The sequence below is a fragment of the Pigmentiphaga aceris genome, assembly GCF_008119665.1.
Taxonomy (GTDB): Bacteria; Pseudomonadota; Gammaproteobacteria; order Burkholderiales; family Burkholderiaceae_B; genus Pigmentiphaga; species Pigmentiphaga aceris.
Genome location: NZ_CP043046.1, coordinates 2,284,879 through 2,300,993 on the forward strand (window position 1 = coordinate 2,284,879; position 16,115 = coordinate 2,300,993).

22 protein-coding genes and 1 tRNA gene are annotated in these 16,115 nt (G+C 56.0%); 11 read left to right on the forward strand and 12 right to left on the reverse strand.

The window, feature by feature from the left end; translation table 11 throughout:
• Positions 1–110 precede the first annotated feature (110 nt).
• Positions 111–1,151 carry an HAD family hydrolase gene (locus FXN63_RS09750; RefSeq protein WP_148814469.1) on the forward strand — a complete coding sequence of 347 codons (1,041 nt, stop codon included), beginning with the start codon at positions 111–113 and terminating at the stop codon, positions 1,149–1,151.
• A 109-nt stretch (positions 1,152–1,260) separates the two neighbouring features.
• Here the strand turns inward: FXN63_RS09750 and FXN63_RS09755 are convergent, their stop codons facing one another.
• Positions 1,261–1,542: a hypothetical protein gene (locus FXN63_RS09755; protein WP_148814470.1), complete on the reverse strand. Its 282-nt coding sequence runs from the start codon at positions 1,540–1,542 to the stop codon at positions 1,261–1,263.
• A gap of 82 nt (positions 1,543–1,624) precedes the next feature.
• Between FXN63_RS09755 and FXN63_RS09760 the strand changes: the two genes are divergently transcribed.
• Positions 1,625–1,936: a DUF1488 family protein gene (locus tag FXN63_RS09760; RefSeq protein ID WP_148814471.1), complete on the forward strand. Its 312-nt coding sequence runs from the start codon at positions 1,625–1,627 to the stop codon at positions 1,934–1,936.
• 63 nt (positions 1,937–1,999) lie between these two features.
• Here the strand turns inward: FXN63_RS09760 and FXN63_RS09765 are convergent, their stop codons facing one another.
• Positions 2,000–2,416, reverse strand: coding sequence for a hypothetical protein (locus tag FXN63_RS09765; RefSeq protein ID WP_148814472.1), 417 nt, complete (start codon positions 2,414–2,416; stop codon positions 2,000–2,002).
• A gap of 153 nt (positions 2,417–2,569) precedes the next feature.
• Here FXN63_RS09765 and FXN63_RS09770 point away from each other — a divergent pair, with 153 nt between their 5' ends.
• Positions 2,570–2,956 (forward strand): hypothetical protein, encoded by a 387-nt coding sequence (locus FXN63_RS09770; RefSeq protein ID WP_148814473.1) that lies wholly within the window; start codon positions 2,570–2,572, stop codon positions 2,954–2,956.
• A gap of 143 nt (positions 2,957–3,099) precedes the next feature.
• Positions 3,100–3,624, forward strand: coding sequence for an MgtC/SapB family protein (locus tag FXN63_RS09775; RefSeq protein ID WP_148814474.1), 525 nt, complete (start codon positions 3,100–3,102; stop codon positions 3,622–3,624).
• Between the two features lie 70 nt (positions 3,625–3,694).
• Here FXN63_RS09775 and FXN63_RS09780 read toward each other — a convergent pair whose 3' ends face one another.
• On the reverse strand, positions 3,695–4,027 hold the full coding sequence (locus FXN63_RS09780; RefSeq protein WP_148814475.1) for a hypothetical protein: 333 nt from the start codon (positions 4,025–4,027) through the stop codon (positions 3,695–3,697).
• A 581-nt stretch (positions 4,028–4,608) separates the two neighbouring features.
• Between FXN63_RS09780 and FXN63_RS09785 the strand changes: the two genes are divergently transcribed.
• A tRNA-Gly gene (locus tag FXN63_RS09785) sits at positions 4,609–4,684 on the forward strand.
• A gap of 182 nt (positions 4,685–4,866) precedes the next feature.
• On the opposite strand, the gene FXN63_RS09790 is transcribed toward FXN63_RS09785, so the two are convergent.
• Genes FXN63_RS09790 through FXN63_RS09810 form a run of 5 tightly spaced genes read right to left on the reverse strand, consistent with a single transcriptional unit; the run spans position 4,867 to position 9,236 of the window.
• Positions 4,867–6,201 (reverse strand): LLM class flavin-dependent oxidoreductase, encoded by a 1,335-nt coding sequence (locus tag FXN63_RS09790; RefSeq protein ID WP_148814476.1) that lies wholly within the window; start codon positions 6,199–6,201, stop codon positions 4,867–4,869.
• Between the two features lie 24 nt (positions 6,202–6,225).
• Positions 6,226–6,999: an ABC transporter permease subunit gene (locus FXN63_RS09795; protein ID WP_187395160.1), complete on the reverse strand. Its 774-nt coding sequence runs from the start codon at positions 6,997–6,999 to the stop codon at positions 6,226–6,228.
• A complete protein-coding gene (locus tag FXN63_RS09800; RefSeq protein ID WP_148814478.1) occupies positions 6,996–7,616 on the reverse strand; it encodes an ABC transporter permease subunit in 621 nt (206 codons plus the stop codon). The genes FXN63_RS09795 and FXN63_RS09800 overlap by 4 nt, the downstream gene beginning before the upstream one ends.
• Positions 7,613–8,437 carry a substrate-binding periplasmic protein gene (locus FXN63_RS09805; protein ID WP_187395161.1) on the reverse strand — a complete coding sequence of 275 codons (825 nt, stop codon included), beginning with the start codon at positions 8,435–8,437 and terminating at the stop codon, positions 7,613–7,615. Before FXN63_RS09805 ends, FXN63_RS09800 begins: the two co-directional genes overlap by 4 nt.
• A 34-nt stretch (positions 8,438–8,471) precedes the next feature.
• On the reverse strand, positions 8,472–9,236 hold the full coding sequence (locus tag FXN63_RS09810) for an amino acid ABC transporter ATP-binding protein (RefSeq protein WP_148814480.1): 765 nt from the start codon (positions 9,234–9,236) through the stop codon (positions 8,472–8,474).
• Positions 9,237–9,515: 279 nt separating this feature from the next.
• Between FXN63_RS09810 and FXN63_RS09815 the strand changes: the two genes are divergently transcribed.
• The 3 genes from FXN63_RS09815 (at position 9,516) to FXN63_RS09825 (ending at position 12,047) form a co-directional block, all read left to right on the forward strand.
• On the forward strand, positions 9,516–11,297 hold the full coding sequence (locus FXN63_RS09815) for a sigma 54-interacting transcriptional regulator (protein WP_148814481.1): 1,782 nt from the start codon (positions 9,516–9,518) through the stop codon (positions 11,295–11,297).
• 65 nt (positions 11,298–11,362) lie between these two features.
• Positions 11,363–11,701, forward strand: coding sequence for a tRNA-binding protein (locus FXN63_RS09820; RefSeq protein WP_148819137.1), 339 nt, complete (start codon positions 11,363–11,365; stop codon positions 11,699–11,701).
• Positions 11,702–11,807: 106 nt separating this feature from the next.
• Positions 11,808–12,047, forward strand: coding sequence for a hypothetical protein (locus FXN63_RS09825; protein ID WP_148814482.1), 240 nt, complete (start codon positions 11,808–11,810; stop codon positions 12,045–12,047).
• Positions 12,048–12,156: 109 nt separating this feature from the next.
• Here the strand turns inward: FXN63_RS09825 and FXN63_RS09830 are convergent, their stop codons facing one another.
• Positions 12,157–12,393, reverse strand: coding sequence for a hypothetical protein (locus tag FXN63_RS09830; RefSeq protein WP_148814483.1), 237 nt, complete (start codon positions 12,391–12,393; stop codon positions 12,157–12,159).
• 229 nt (positions 12,394–12,622) lie between these two features.
• On the opposite strand from FXN63_RS09830, the gene FXN63_RS09835 reads away from it, so the two are divergent.
• The gene (locus FXN63_RS09835; protein WP_148814484.1) at positions 12,623–12,976 is read left to right on the forward strand and encodes a hypothetical protein; all 354 of its coding nucleotides are present in this window, start codon (positions 12,623–12,625) and stop codon (positions 12,974–12,976) included.
• A gap of 91 nt (positions 12,977–13,067) precedes the next feature.
• Here the strand turns inward: FXN63_RS09835 and FXN63_RS09840 are convergent, their stop codons facing one another.
• Positions 13,068–13,274 (reverse strand): hypothetical protein, encoded by a 207-nt coding sequence (locus FXN63_RS09840; protein WP_148814485.1) that lies wholly within the window; start codon positions 13,272–13,274, stop codon positions 13,068–13,070.
• Positions 13,275–13,539: 265 nt separating this feature from the next.
• Here FXN63_RS09840 and FXN63_RS09845 point away from each other — a divergent pair, with 265 nt between their 5' ends.
• On the forward strand, positions 13,540–14,208 hold the full coding sequence (locus tag FXN63_RS09845) for a metallophosphoesterase (RefSeq protein ID WP_148814486.1): 669 nt from the start codon (positions 13,540–13,542) through the stop codon (positions 14,206–14,208).
• A 129-nt stretch (positions 14,209–14,337) separates the two neighbouring features.
• Positions 14,338–14,817, forward strand: coding sequence for a hypothetical protein (locus FXN63_RS09850; RefSeq protein WP_148814487.1), 480 nt, complete (start codon positions 14,338–14,340; stop codon positions 14,815–14,817).
• A gap of 9 nt (positions 14,818–14,826) precedes the next feature.
• On the opposite strand, the gene FXN63_RS27385 is transcribed toward FXN63_RS09850, so the two are convergent.
• Positions 14,827–15,051, reverse strand: a complete 225-nt coding sequence (locus tag FXN63_RS27385; RefSeq protein WP_148814488.1) for an RraA family protein — start codon at positions 15,049–15,051, stop codon at positions 14,827–14,829.
• A 32-nt stretch (positions 15,052–15,083) separates the two neighbouring features.
• Positions 15,084–16,013: a Bug family tripartite tricarboxylate transporter substrate binding protein gene (locus FXN63_RS09860; RefSeq protein ID WP_187395220.1), complete on the reverse strand. Its 930-nt coding sequence runs from the start codon at positions 16,011–16,013 to the stop codon at positions 15,084–15,086.
• Between the last annotated feature and the right edge of the window lie 102 nt (positions 16,014–16,115).

The following is a 16,115-nucleotide window of genomic DNA, read 5'->3' on the forward strand; positions in this document are numbered from 1 at the left end:
GTGCCGGTGCGCATATCTGCGTCGATCGCGCTTCGCATCAAGTGGGTATTCGCTGAATCCAGCGTCAACGACGCTAAGATTCGCTTGCCACCTTCCCACCCAGGAATTCCATGTTTGCTCGTTCATCACGCACGGTGTTCAGCACCGTTCTTGCACTCGCGTTGACGGCATGCGCCGCACCGACCACCCCCACCCAGCAAGCTACCGCTACCGCTACCGTGCCTGGTGCAAGCGCATCGGTGCAGCCGATTTCGCAATTGGCCAGCTGGAATGCCGGCAGCAATCGAGATCGGATCGTTGATTTCGTTCGCCGTGTGACCACACCGGGTTCGCCGGATTTCGTCGCACCTGTGGACAGGCTTGCAGTCTTTGATAACGACGGCACCTTGTGGGCGGAAAAGCCCCAATATCCGTCTGTGTTCTTCTACTTCGACCGCATTCGTGAACTGGCACCAGCCAACCCCACTTGGCGCGACGACAAGGTGCTGCGCGCGATCATTGATCGTGACGATGCCGCGCTTGCCAACATCTCCATTCCCGACATCTTGCGCATTGCAACGCTTGCAGAAACCGGCGTGTCGCAAGAAGAATTTCGGGCTTATGCCACGCGCTGGCTTGCGACAGCAAAGCACCCCGTGCTGGGGCGTCCGTATACCCAGTTGGTGTACCAGCCCATGCTTGAGCTGCTGGACTACCTGCGCGCCAATGGCTTCAAGACCTATATCAGCACCGGTGCATTTGAAGAGCTGACGCGCGTGTTGGCACCGGTGTACGGCATTGCGCCAGAGCAGGTGATTGCATCGCGCTGGAAGATGCGTTTCGAGACTACTTCGGAAGGCACGCGTGTGGTTCGTCTACCCGAGGTCGATTTCTACAACAACACGGCAAACAAGCCCGTCAGCATCGAACAGTTTCTTGGTCGCCGGCCGATATTGACTGTAGGAAATTCAGATGGTGACCTGGGCATGATGGCCTACACGGCAGATCGGAAGGGGCCGTCGCTGGCGATCTTGATCGATCACGATGACGCTGCGCGTGAATACCAGTACACGGCAGGTGCCGAACGTGTGGTGACTCAGGCCACACAACGTGGCTGGGTCACGGTCAGCATGCGCCGCGACTGGCGTACGGTGTATCCGCCTGCACGCTGAGTCAGCTGGTCGCGCATCCCACAACTGACTCGGATACTGTTCAAGCGCGACGGCCACGACTCACAATCTGGATCATCGCGCCGGGCATCGAATCACCGCGTGTATTTCATCAACCGTTGTTGATCGAGGTACGCGCGGTTTTTTTATGCGGATCGGCGTCAGGAGAGTCCGCCCAGCTGGTTGTGTTGCCACGTGGATCGCTCAGGTCCGGGACATCTGCAGGCTTGGCGACTGGGGCAGGCATGCGTGGCACGTCAACCGGGCTGTCTGGCGGAAGAATCTTCGCACCCATCGGAACCTCTGCGGATGTAGCCTGCGCGGTGTCCCTGGCTGGCGGTTTGCCGGCATGGGTTGCCGGCTTGGACGATTTGTCTGATGAAGAATGCTGCATGTTTCGCTCCAGATAAAATTAAGGGGACGTTTCTGCGCGTTTCAGAGGGTAAGACCCATCGCTTCCACAGCAAGGTGACAGGATGATGAACCTCCTTCTTCACATTGCCGAGGTAAGTGGTATGTCAACCGAATTGGCTAAGGAAACTCCGCCCACCGTCGTTGGAGACGCGATTCGCTTCAATGCGCGTTTCGAAGGTCGTGCGACACAGCAATTCGAAATCTCAGGCGATGCCTTGGTCGAATACTTCGGCGCCAAGGCGCGTACGCAAGATGCGCTGTTATCGGCCTTCAAGCACGGCAAGGCTGCGATCATCGATGCAGCAGAAAAGTCCCAAGGCATGCCGGTCAACGATGTGGTGCTGCTCGGCACCGGTGATTTTCCACAAGGATAAGACTGCGTGGCGGCGTGATCTGCGCGATCCGCGTGATCGCGCCGCCTTGGTCCCTCTCGTTTTTCACGCCTGATTTTCAGGCTTTCCAATGCCGGCCATGTGCCGGCTTTTTGTTGAGCTTGCGGTGCTGGGTGAGTCTGATTTCACCGCACCAGCGCGTGCCGCCTTGTCGTCAGACACCAGCGGCGCTTCAGGTGACGCAGTGGATACGCGAGCATCTGCTTGGTCGGATGAGGGCGCAGGAGACTCAAGCACATGCCCAGCCAGGCTTGGCAAGTCGCTGCTTTTAAGCTCTGAAGGTTCACCCGCATCATCCATGCGTTCGCTTTGTGGCACGTTCAGCAGCGCTTCGCTAGGCGTAGACCAGCTCGGTTTTTCAGTGGCCGTTGTCATCACATCCTCCGAGTTGTAGGCAAGGCTTGGTGAAGCCTCAAGACAACGGTTCGCAGCAAAGCCTGTGCCATTCCCCAAGGTGTTCAAGATCGGTAAGCGCGATGGATGAAGTCACGGATGCCATCGACAAATGCTCCAGGTGAAAGCCCGATCAGTGAAAACGTGAGCGCCGTGCGAGTCAGCATGGGCACACGCATTGCTGAAGGGTAGGTTCCAAACAAGCACTGTCAGGAGCACCACATGAACACCACCCAAGCCATCAAGACGACTCTTTTCGCCGCTGCGCTCGCTGTGGGCGCATCGACTGCTTTCGCACAAAGCACCACCACGCCGCCCGTTGGCACGCCGAACCCCACCGAGAAGGGGCCGGGTAGCCAAGGTAATCAGAACCCGGGCACGCCGCTGCCGGGTCAATCGGGCGCTGGTCCGAAGGCCGGTACCACGCAAGGTGGTATGACCCAGGGTGGAATGACCCAAGGCGGCATGAACCACAGCAGCGGTTCCACCATGCACAACAAGACCGATCGCACTTCGGGTGACGCATCGCCGTCGTCGGAAACGCGTGGCGTGCCTGACTCGGAATCCAAGAGCACGCCGATTCCGTCGGCTCAGCCCGGCAAGCGTTGATGAATAGCCGATCCGCCCCATTACGGGGCTGATTGGCGGCCAGGCAGGCGGGAGTCAGATCGACATGCGCAATTCGCGTGTCGGACTGACTTCCGTTTTTCTATGGCTGGGCGATTGCGCTAGTGGCGCGACGGAGCTGATGTATGAGCGTATGGCAGGAAGTCGTATCGACCGTCCAGCAAGAGTTTTCCGACATTCCCGATGTGTCGGACCTTACTCGTATCGTGCTTCGCCTGACGATGGCCATCGTGCTCGGCGGCATCTTGGGATATGAGCGCGAGACACGTGGCATGGCTGCGGGCTTGCGCACACATATGCTGGTTGCGCTGGGGGCTGCCATGTTTGTGATGGTGCCCGCTCAGGCAGGCATGGATGTGGCAGACATGAGCCGTGTCTTGCAAGGGGTCATTGCCGGCATCGGTTTTCTGGGTGCGGGCGCAATCATCAAACTGCGCAACGAACACGAGATTCGCGGGTTGACCACGGCCGCCAGCATCTGGCTGACGGCGGCAATCGGCATTGCCGCCGGCATGGGGCGCGAAGCCACTGCCGTGCTGAGCACCTTGATGGCGCTAGTGATTCTGAGCATGTTGCGCCGCTTCAGTCTGCATCGAGACATGATGCTGGAAAGAGCCAAAGACCAGGCTGCTGCAGACAAGGCCGAATAAGAAGGTCCGATAAGACAAGGTCCAGTGAGTACTGGCTGAGCAGTGCCTGCCCTGGAGGGCAGGCACTGCTTCAGAAGCCCAGCTTGCGCGTGTTGCGCGCCAGCGCCTGCGAGGCACCGTCCACAATGGCTTGTCGTTCTGTCGGGGTAGTGGGTGCCGCGTCGTACCACACGAAGTCGTACAGGATTTCGCCGTTGTCCAACTCCAGGTGGAAGCCGAGCAGGGCAGAAGCGTCGTCATCTACATCGACTTTGCAAATAAAGCGCGGTGCGCCGACATGCACCAGGTATTCGAACTGGCTGTCGGTACCTTCGCCGATGATCCAGCGATCGGTACGAACGCTATCTGTGACGACAACAGCGTCTTCTTCAGCCGTGTCTGCAAAGTGAGGAAGTTTGGACATGAGCTTTCCTTGTTGCCGATGAGGGCGTCAGATGAAAAACGTATTCTAATGTGCTAGAATCTTTTTCTTCGCTGCAAAAACAGCACTTCGCAAACAACGAAGTGAGTGGCGGAGTAGCAAGAAGCTGAAAGTAGCTATGCAGGAAAAGCTAAATGCAGCTAAGTAACTTGGTTGGACTATCGGTGGTTATCGTTTAACCAAGCGTTTAGTTAAACCACACTGTTAAAGAGTTAGTGATTTGAACTGCCGTTCTATATGAGTCAGTTTCAGCATTAATTCCAGGTGGGTAAATATCCGGGTTGCTGGTGCAGCAAATAGTTTGCAAAGCTGGCTTGCAGATGAATAGAAAGCGTGTAGAATTCGCCGCCTTGAAGGGAGAGCCACTTAAGTGGAAACCCCAAAAGCAGATTTGAAGAATGTCGATAAGTTTTCGATGTTCGGGTAAATCAAAATGTTGATGTATAATGATCAACGTTGCTTTGAGAGGCAAGAAAGCGAAAGCAAATTTCGAATTCAAAGCTTCTTGGTAAGGCAAGCAAGAAAAGAAATAATGCTGTAAAATTTACGGCAAGCAAGACAAAGCGGGAATAGCTCAGTTGGTAGAGCGCCACCTTGCCAAGGTGGAGGTCGCGAGTTCGAGCCTCGTTTCCCGCTCCAAATTCAGAAAAGCCCTTGATGATTATCAAGGGCTTTTTCCATTTCAAATAGCCTCGATCCGTCGAGGCTATTTTGCGTTTGTTGACGCATCAGGCCTCAGCCTCGCTTGCATGCCCTGAATCGCGTCATCCGCGCCACTCACTGATAGCAGCGGCAGATGAGCACGGCAAGTTGTCAGTGTTTCAGATTGGCGAAGCCAAGGTTGGCAACGCAAGATGCGCGCGCAATGTGTCGCCAGCGTAGGCGGTTCGATACACACCGCGCTTTTGCAGCGCTGGCACCACCAGATTGACGAAATCTTCCAATCCGCCAGGCAAGTGTGGCCACATGATCGCGTAACCATCCACCAGGCCGGCATCGAACCATTCCAGCAATTGATCGGCTACCTGTTGCGGATCGCCGACCACCACGCGATGCCCGGCTGCACTGGCTACGCGCTCGATCACCTGTCCAAGATTCATCCCTTCTCGTTTCGCCATGTCGTGCAGTAATTCGTAGCGGCTTTTGATGCCTGGAATACTGGCAGGATCAAGGGTCGGGAAAGGGCCGTCGAGCGGCCATGCCGACAAGTCCACGCCAATCAATTCATACAGGAAAGCCAGGCCTGCCTGCCGGTCGATCAGTTGTCCCAGCGCTGCCTGTTTTTCAAGAGCCTGTGTTTCAGTCTCGGCAACAATGACCAGCACGCCGGGCAGAAGTCGAACATGGTCGGGTGAGCGGCCGTGCGTCTGTGCCAGGCGCTTGATGTCCGCACCGATCCGCTTTGCTTCTGCCGCCGTTTGTGCGGCGAAGAACACGGCGTCTGCCGTCTGGGCGGCGAAACTGCGGCCAATATCAGAGGCTCCAGCCTGGAACAGCACCGGATGACCTTGCGGCGGCCGGGGCACGTTGAGCGGTCCTTCAACATCGAAGTACTTGCCGTGGTGGTGAATGGCCCGCACCCGCGATGCATCGACATAACGTGCGCCTGCCTTGTCGTCGATGATCGCGTCGTCCTGCCAGCTGTCCCAGAGTTTGCGGACTACGTCGACGTACTCCTCGGCGCGGGCATAACGTGCTTCGTGCGCTGCCAGGGAAACGCCGAAGTTGCGTGACTCGGCTTCGCTGGCAGTGGTGACGATGTTCCATCCCATCCGCCCATTGCTCAGGTGGTCCAGCCAGGCAAAGGTACGGGCTACGTTGAACGGCTGGGTGTGGGCGGTGGACACCGTGCCTACCAGGCCGATATGTTCGGTCACACCCGCAATCAGTGCCAGCGTGCTGATCGGTTCAGCCCGGAATGGGATATTGCTGGAAATTTGCTGAAACCCGACATCGTTTCTGTCTTGGGCGACAGCAAGCACATCAGGGAAGAAGATCAGGTCGAACAAGCCACGTTCAGCCAGCCTGGCGAATTCCTTGAAGTAGGCCGCAGTCAGGACCTGGGCCGAGGCGGTGGCAGGATGGCGCCAAGAGGCAGTGTGGTTGCCTCCCAGCGCGCCGAAGGCTGCCAAATGCAGCTGGCGTTGAGCAGTCATACATCAATCCTTGGGATGGGGGGCTTAGCCGACGGTCAGCGGCGATTCGTGGATGTCATGCGGCTTGGGTCTTTTCCCGGAAATGCGGGAAGACACCCAGGCGATGAAAGACTGCAGCAGGTCACTGACGACGTAATAGAACGCAGCAATCAGCGCGTAACAATGCAGTGGGGCGATCACCCGGTTGTTGATCAGAACGGACGTCCGGAAAAAGTCAGTAATGCCCAGTGGGTACAACAAGGTAGACAGCTTGAAAACGACGATGGATATCGCACCCAGAGCCGGCACACATGAAACCAGGGCTTGCGGCAGCACGATGCGCGTGAACACGACACGGCGCGAAAGCCCGGTGATATCTGCTGCGTCCACCTGCAAGCGTTCAACTCCTGCAATCGCGCTGCGCAGCGCTTCGCAGTAGTAGCTGCCGCCAATCATGGCCAGTGCAAATACGGCGGCCTGTGCGGGCGTGACCCGAAAGGGCAGAATTTCGGGCGATACCAGATATGCTGCGCTGATGATGAACAGGGGTGGCACGGCCTGCGTTGCGGCAACGAGGGTGCTGCTGGCAAACGCCGCTACGCCTCCCGCCAGTCGCAAGGCCGCCAGGCAACCGCCCATCATCAGCCCAAGTGCCACGCCAATGGTGGAATAAACGGCCGTGGTCTGTAAGCCTTTCAAAAAAAACGGCCACGAGGGCGCAAGTTCTATCCAGATGGGATCGACGCACATCCAGATGCCAAAGGTGCCAAGGATCAGCAACAGACGATATCGGCGCAAGGTTTCAAGCCAGCGTTTCATGCATACCTCCTGAGCCTGTGCTCCATCCAGTGACCTGCTGCCATCAAGGGAAGGGTCAGCACCGCATAACATGCCGTGGCTGCGCAGAAACCACTCAGGTATTCGAAAGTCTGAGATTGAAGCGTTTCAGCGGCTCCGGTCAGTTCGACAATACCGATCAAGGACACGATCGACGTGTTCTTGACGATTTCGGCTGTCTGCAAGACCAGGGACGGAGCTACCAGTCGCAGTGCTTCCGGAACCCGGATCGACAGCGCAATGCGCCACGGCTGCAACCCGGTGCTGATCGCGGCGTCCTCGTATTCCGACGGCACAGCAGCAAGGCCACCTTTCAGAATCTCGGCGCAGTAACCTGCCTGATGCAGCACCAGCGCAATCACGCCGCAAGCCGATGGGTTCAATCGCAGCAGGTAAAAGCAGATGAACAGCTTGACGATCAGCGGGATCTTCATCGAGAGATCGACGTAGGCGCGTACCCACATCGACCTGCCGTGCAGTGCGAGCGCAAGTGGCGTGCTTGCTGCTGCCGTAAGGAGCAGGCTGACGCCGGCCAGCAGCAGCGTCGTCACGAAAGCCGACGCGAACTGCGCGCCCGCTTCGTTCAGAAACCAAGTCATTTTTCGATACCCGGCTGAAGTCGGGCATCGGACCACAGCTTGAATTCCGGCTTGTAGCCGAAGTTCTTTTCGTACAGGGCGGCGAATTCGCCGCGTGCCCAGATACGTTGCAGGGTGTGGTTCAGGAAGTTGCGCCAACGTGAATCGTTTTGGCGAACCACAATTGCCTGGGGGTCGGTAAAGAACGCTTCGCCTACCTGCAGGCTGTCGCCATAACGTTTGGTGTAAGCCTTGGCCGAAAAACTGTTCAGCAATACCGCATCGGCTTGATTGGCACGCAGTGCATCGACCGAGTCACTGTAGTTGTCGAAGAACACCACCTGTCCGGTTGGAACCAGGTCTTTGAACAATTGCGCGGCGTAGTTGTTCTTGGAGGTGGCCACGCGTTTGGGCGGCGTGTAGGTCTTGATGTCTCCACTGTCCCCCTTCCTGACAAGTGGAACCACATAATCCCAGTTGTAGACGATGGTGAAATCGAGCACGTCTTCCCGCTTTACGGTGGGCGTGGTTGAGCCGAACATCGCGTCGATATCGCCGTTCTTGATGGACGGAATTTGAATCGTGCCGGTAATCGGTTTGAATTCGATGGCAACGTTCAACTCCTTGGCGACGACACGCGCCAGGTCGGGGGCGAAGCCGGTGGCTTGGCCGTTTGCATCGAGCTGGGCCATGGGCGGGGCGCTGGGATCTACGCCAATCACCAGCTTTCCACGCTGTTTGACTTGATCCAGTATCGATACGGGGTCGGCGGCAAATGCCGGCGTGGTAGCCAGTGAGGCGACGGCAAGCGCTGCAGCCAAGACACGCTTGTGCACGAACATATTTGGTTGATGCTTCATAGGTGGATGGAATTGATCAGGGGTGAAGAATGCTTTCGATGAAACGCGCCGCACGCGGGCTTCGAGGGCTGCGGAAGAAATCTCTGGTGGCTTGGGTTTCGATGTTTCTGCCTTGGTCGAAAAACGCCACGTCATGCGCAACTTCACTGGCAAAGCCCAGTTCGTGCGTGGCTACGGCCATGGTGGTGCCGCCGTGTGCAAGCGTGCGAAGCACTTCCAGTACTTCGTGAACAAGCTCCGGGTCGAGGGCAGAGGTGGGTTCGTCCAGCAGCAGTACTTCGGGCTCAAGCGCCAAGGCACGGGCAATCGAGGCACGTTGTGCCTGGCCGCCTGACAGCGTCGAGGGCCATGCATGAATCTGGTCTGCCAGATGCACCTTGTGCAGCATGTCGTACGCTTTTTCTTCCGCTTGTCTGCGGCTGAGCTTTTTCACCTCGACAAGTGCAAGCGTGATGTTTTCCAGTACGCGCATATTTGGATACAAGGCCGGGCGCTGAAAAACGAACCCGATTCTTCCCCGAATACTGGGATGCCGCAGCGCCTTTCTATTGATTGCTGTGCCGTTCAGCTCGACAGTACCCTTGCTGGGCGCTTCCAGGCCGCTGATGATTCTGAGCAAGGTGCTCTTGCCACATCCGCTGGGACCGCAAAGCGCAAGCACCTTGCCTTTCTTCAATGTCAGGTGAATATCCTCAAGGACCTGCTTCTTGTCGAAAGTCTTGTGTATTCCACTGGCGCGAATGACGTCTCCAGACGCTGCGGATGATGAATCAGAGGTCAATTTTTTTCTCGTGCGAATAGCGGTGCTTATCTGAATCCTTATTTTAATGATTATGTTTTTGTGTCAGAAAGACATTAAAATAATATTCTTAGCAATATTTTTCTGCCAACCTGTAAGGCAATTTTACGTTTTCGGAGAAGAACGCCTTTCTGCGCAAGAGCGCGCTGCCAGATCATGGAATATGATTGCGGCAGTACTGGTGCTAGTCAAATCAGGCAGTTTTGACCAGCCGGTAAGGTTGGTGGGTGTTGGCGTTTCGATAGTTGAGATCTCTACGTGATGATGGGCGGAAAAATGTCAGGGGTGAATGGCGTGGTTGAGGAAATTCATCAGGTCTTTGATGAGTTTTCTGAGAGCGGCCAGGTTATTCCGATGGAGAATTTCAAATATTTTCATGAGCTCGATCTGGTCTGGGATCTATTCTCAGTCCTTGTGGACGAGGGTGAAGTTTCGCTGGCGATTTATGACGATGAAAAATTGGTGGTAATTCGTGGTTCAGGCCATGTCCCGGATTCGCTGCCGTCAAGCCCGAATAATCAGATTGAACCGGTGCGCGTGCAAGCTGATAGCGGGCTACTGCTGATATGGCGACGCAGCGTTCATACACGTAGTTTGGCGCTGCTTGTATCCATACCTGACGACGGGATGGCCAGGCAAAACGATAAAGCTCTGCTGGCGCTGGGTAAGACGGGCATTCATTTGGTGGCGCAGGCGTTCTACGTCCATTGGCTGTCCAGACGTGTACGCCAGTCTGTTCGAGAACGTGACGTGGTCAGCGGGCTTATCGGAGATGGATTGCTGGTATTGGACCAATCAGGGTTTCTCAGGTATATCAACGATCTGGGAAAGAAAATTCTGCGAATCGATGACGAGCGCCAGAAATTTCGAGACTTGCTTGGCTTCGAACCCGTCATCAGCGACGTTTTTCAGCGGCGTGAGGGTTATGTTGACAGAAAGGTCATCATTCCAGTCAAAGGCGTGAACACCTCATTGACAGACACTGCCATTCCGATCATGGACGATCACGGTGCGATTGTGTCGGTGGTCAATATATTCAGAAAGTTGGCACCGGAACAGGCGTTGGCAGAACAGTCCATCAAGAAAGAAATGGGCGTTCGAATTGTTGCCATCATGGGCGAGTCCGATACGGTAAAAAACATGAAGGACTACGCGCTGCAAGTCGCGAGGTCCACTGAGAACGTGCTGATATACGGCGAGCCAGGTACCGGTAAAAGTCTGCTGGCCAAGGCTATTCATGGCGAGAGTGCCAACAAAGAGCGGCACATGATGGTAGTGGACTGTGCCAGATTGTCTGTGCACGAGTTTGAGAGCCATGTGCTCAGTTCACGTGCCGTACGGGGTGAGCCGGGCTGGGTATTAAACTCGGATATATCGGGTGCCAGCGATGTAGCCACCTTGCTGTTTGAGGGAATAGATTTTTTACCTATTTCCACGCAGCTGCGCCTGTTTTCGGCACTGGTGGCGTATCGCCAGTTGGAACAGCCTGCGGGGGTGTCCGGCCCACCTAGGCTAAGAATCATGGCATCGGTTAGCGACGCCATTGGCGTGATCATTCAAGAGCAGCGTCTGCACCCGAAGTTGCATGGTTTTTTAAGTGAGATGAACATATTGGCCCCTCCGTTGCGAAGTCGGGAGGGCGATCTTCCTCGGTACGTGGCGTCCTTCCTGCAACAGGAAGCCGCAGGTGCAGCCGAGTCCGCAGTGTCTGGCAAGCTGTTGAGGTTTCTTGGCAAGCAGGCTTGGGTTGGAAATCTGGTGCAATTGAGATTTGTCGTGCGTGAATTGCTCAGAAGCAATGCGGGGTCGGAATCCGACAGAAGAATGATCGGGAAAGTGGAAGAGATTATGGGTGTTTCCCATATTCCATTCCATTTTTCAGTGCAGAATTTCGAACGCCTGTCGATGAGCGAGGCGGAAAAGCAGGCGATATATCTTGCGTTGCAGGCTATGGACTTCAATTTGTCCAGGGCTGCGCAGGTGCTGGGAATCAGTCGGCCAACGCTTTATTCTAAGATGAAGAAGTATAAGCTGGGTCAATGACTGTGATTGCGCATTCATTATGTGCGCTGGTGAATTAATGCTTGTCTATGGTAGCGTGAAATATGATGGAATTGATTGAGTGGAATGATTTTGCCAAGGTGGAACTTCGCGTAGGAAAAATAATTGAGGCGGAGCCATTCCCCAAGGCACGCAAGCCTGCCTATGTTCTGCATGTTGATTTCGGACCGGAAATCGGTATCAGGAAGTCCAGCGCGCAAATCACTGATCTATATACTCCGGAAAATCTGATCGGAAAATTGGTGGTTGCTGTCGTTAATTTTCCGAAGAAGCAGATTGGGCCTTTGCAGTCCGAGTGTCTGGTTACAGGGTTTCACGACGAAGCGGGGCGAGTAGCTTTGTGCGTTCCTGATCAATCCGTGCCTTTGGGAACAAAACTTTTATAAGTAGATAGATGTGAACCCGCAAATTTTGCAAATTGTGCCCGTTCAAGGGCGGGGCCATCGGCTCTGTTAATGTCTTGCCATCCGTTGAATCGCTGTGGAGATAGTGATGGAAGACTGGCTTGACCTGCTCCAATGGCCAGCCATGGCAGCATCGTTGATCGCCGCTTACCTGGTTGCGTCGCGTGGCACAAACAAGCGCAACACAGGTTTCTGGATTTTCTTGTCAAGCAACGTCTTGTGGGTGGTGTGGGGTTGGCATACCCAGTCGTACGCGTTGATTGCATTGCAATTTGGCTTGGCTGTGTTGAATTTCAGAGGGGTGTCGAAGACGGACGAACATGAGTGATGCGTCCCCACCCGGGCATGGAACTATCTGAAATCGCGCGCATACCCCGAGGTCCATAGTGGTTTGACGCACCTTCCAGTGCCGTCAAACCAGTGGCGCTGGATCAGCCTCATTTCGCCTTGGGTCCTTCCCGTTTTTCCAGTATCTGCGGTATGTCGTCCTGCGGCTCAAAAGTGCCGGGATTAGGCTCGTTACGATCGGTTTCGCCAGAGCCATCATATTGAGTAGCTGGGCGACGCATTGGTTTGTCAGGCGTCGGCTCGGTTGCCGGCGCGCTACCGGGTACCAGGTCGGGTGGTGGCGCAAGAGCGTCTGGATTCAGATCGGTGCGGTCGTTACGGGTCATGGCGTTGCTCCCAGGAGTGTTGCTCCATTAGTCGGATGAATGTTTGAGCAGGCGTAGTTGCCCGGTTGGGTAGTCATACAGTTGGCAACCAGCAGATACGACGTTGTCAGCTACGCTGGTCAGATCAAGCAAACTACGTTCCGCATGGCAGGGCTGGCCAAGCTGGCACCGCTTTACGGACGGCCTGCAATTTGCTGACCCACGTGACCTGTTTTCATGGATGAGAAATATGCCCACCAGTCCCACTCGGCAGTTCACCTTGTATGCGTCGCAGGGGCGCGTTTATGCAGAAAATTCCGCCGGAAAGTTGATTGATCTGGGTGCCGTGCGCAAGGAAGGCAATGTATTCACGTATCGCCTGGATGCTGATGGGGTGTCAGGCGAGGTGAGCGAGAGCATTGCGCGTGCACTGGCGGATATCGAAAATCAGGTGACAGACGTCTATCTGGACGGGCAGTTCATTGCTTTGCCGGATCTGAAGGACAGCATCACGCTGGCGGATGACGTGCCCAAAGCGGTCATCTCACTGGCGGATTCAGTGTCGCCACCGACGAGCAACGGCGACACCCCGCACATTTTTTGACTCGGTACGCGAACGCGACTGATGGGGTCACACGAGTTGTCGCTTCACAGAAATCGTTGATTCACACCAGTCGCCCAGCCGGTCAAATACATCAGACCGGCTTGTTGCGTGCAGCATCGCCAGGCCGGTGGCCGGGCAGCTTGCTGGTGTCTGCAGGTTGGTCAATCTCGCTGCCCGGGTCTTCGCTGCCCGTGGATTCCGTTTGAACGTGCACCTCGTCAATGGTCGAGTCGGCAGGAGATGCTTCCGGATCAGACAAGGGCGGGGTGGTAGGGTTGGTGTCGTGATGGCTTGGCATGATGAATTCCTGATCTGAACGCGCAAAGGGGTGGTAAAGCTTCGCCAGTGCACGTTCGCAAGCTTTGTGCCGTGTGGCCACCACAGCCCTGGCACCACGGCTGCCATCAGGAACCGCCTGCTCGTAACCCATACAATCAGCTTGGTATTTTGCTCATCCGTTTGGTGGCGTCATGTAGTGATGTCATGCAGCAAAATCAGGCAACAGCGTTATATGCGGTGGCAGTCCCTGACGCTGCCCGCTTGCGCGGCTCAAAGGAGTATCGATGCGAGCATATGTCCAACGATTCGGTCGCAATCTTCATGGGCGCGATATTGCCGTTGGCGATATTCACGGGCATTTCCTACGCTTGGAATCTGCGTTGGCAAAGATCTCATTCGATCCACGCCAGGACCGCTTGTTCAGCGTAGGCGATCTCATCGACCGAGGACCCGATTCCATCGCCGCGTTGGAATGGTTGTCCAGGCCCTGGTTCCACGCCGTGCGCGGCAACCATGAAGATTACGCAGTCCGGTATGAAACGGTGGACGTGGATAACTGGGCCATCAACGGTGGGGCGTGGTTTCAGCTTTTGAGCGATGTACAAAAAAGGCAGGTTGCTGATGCATTTGCCGCTTTACCGTATGCAATGGAGATAGAGACGGCAGCAGGGCTTGTCGGCGTGGTACACGCGGATTGCCCCAGCGTGGATTGGCAAGATCTGGCCACGGTGCTGATGCAGCGCCGCAAACGAGTCCAATGCATCTGGTCGCGCGACCGAATTACCGCTGGCGACGCTACTGAAGTCGCTGGTGTGCGTGCCGTCGTGGTTGGGCACACGCCGCTGATATCGCCGGTCACCTTGGGAAATGTCTATCACATAGACACTGGCGGCTGGACCCCGCATGGGCATTTCAGCCTGCTGAACCTGTCAACCATGACAGTCGAGGTTTGACTCGCAGGTATACCGATTGGAAAGCCTTGCTTGGTCTTTTTTTCTCTGTCAGGCTGATCGACACGTCTTGTAGAAGCTGTACTCGGGCGCGGGCGTTTCGGGATTTTCACGCCAAAGCAGGGGTAATCTGTGCGCGCCTATGAGCTAGCCGAAGTACGAGCTGCCAAGACCATGAATGTTCTACACACGGCTGAGCGCGCACACCGCTTTGACTTGCGATATGCGGGCGTCGAACTACGGAGTCGTTCCACGCCGTACTTTTACGACGTACTTACGCAATTGATTCAGGTGGCGGCCGATGTCCAGCGCGCGGGTGGCGTTCCGCGCATTGCGTTGCGACGTAACGCAGCTGTGTCACCGCGCATACTGCTTGACGTGCGCATTCATGGCCGTGACTTTGAATTTGCATCGGTTGTCGATCTCGAAGGACAAGCCTATGCCGTCTGCCATGAGTCAGGTGCTGCGCGCAGAATTCCATGGATCAAGCGTTGGGCCCTGGGTTGTTTCGACTCGCCAGCCGCCGTACAGGCACATCGCGTCGCGTTGGCAGAATTCAATGCAGAAATGCAGCTGAGTGTGGCGATGCCAACATTGACGAAGCACCAGTGATCGTTCGTTTTACGGCATATGCGTTGTCACCTGAGGTAGCACCTGAGGTAGCACCTGGGTTAGCACCACTACGCCATCGGAATCGATGACAACAAATTCGCCTGCGCGGATGACAATGCCCCCAATGGATAGGTCGACACCGACTTCTCCGCTTCCATCACCGGTACCGCGCACAGGTACCACCGAAGGATTGCCAAGCTGCGACGCACACTCGGGCAAGGGGTTCCTGGTCACACAAGTCGGCCGTACGCATCGACATCAGTTTCTTAGTCCAAGGTTGCGCCGGACTGCTTGACCAGCTTCTGGTGCTTGTCCAATTCAGACTGGAAGAAAGCGGTAGCCTCTTTCGGCCCGATGTTCAGCACCATCAGTCCCTGACCAGAGATCACGTTTTTTGCCTCGGGTGAATCCATGGCGGTTCTGATTGCAGTGGCGTAGTTGTCCACGCTTTCCTTCGGCAGTCCGGCAGGTCCGACCACGGCGATCCACGCATCGAAGTCGTATTTCGGTACGCCGGCTTCTGCCAGGGTTGGCAAGTCGGGCAGGGCGGTCGAGCGTTTTGTCGTGGACAGGGCAAGCGCGCGTAAGGAACCCGCCTTTACGTGCGACATCACTTGAGAGATCGAGACAAAGCCCATCTGCACCTCCCCGCTGAGCAGGTCGATGACCAGTTGGCCGGTTCCTCGATACGGCACGTGCTTGATGTCGATGCCGGTCTGGTTGACCAGCAGTTCACCGGCCAGATGCAGGGTGCTGCCATTGCCTGCCGACCCGTAATTCAGCTTGCCCGGATTTGCTTTGGCGTAGGCAAGCAATTCCTTCACATCCTTGGCCGGCACCTTGGGATTCACCACCAGGACCAGGGGTACCGTGGCCACGACAACAATCGGTGTGATGTCTTTCAAGGTGTCGTAGGGGACGTGTTTGTAGATGCCGGGATTGATCACGTGGTTGGACGAGATCATGCCTATGGTCAAACCGTCTGGGGCCGCTTTGACAAGCTGAGTGGTGCCGGGAATACCGCCCGCACCCGCAAGATTCTCGACGATGAACTGGTGCCCGGTTGCGCGTGCCAGCCCGGGGGCAATCGATCGTGCAACGGCATCGACAGTCGAGCCAGCGGCAAGGGGTACGACCATTCGCACGTTCTTGTCGTTGGCGGGTTGGGCGATGGTGCTGATGGGCAGCGCGGCCATCGATATGAACGCCGCGTAGATGGAAAGGCGTGTGATTCGGGAGATATTCATGGGGTGTCTCCTGCTTTTATGGGTGTTTCTTTTTATGGGTACTGCTGTCCA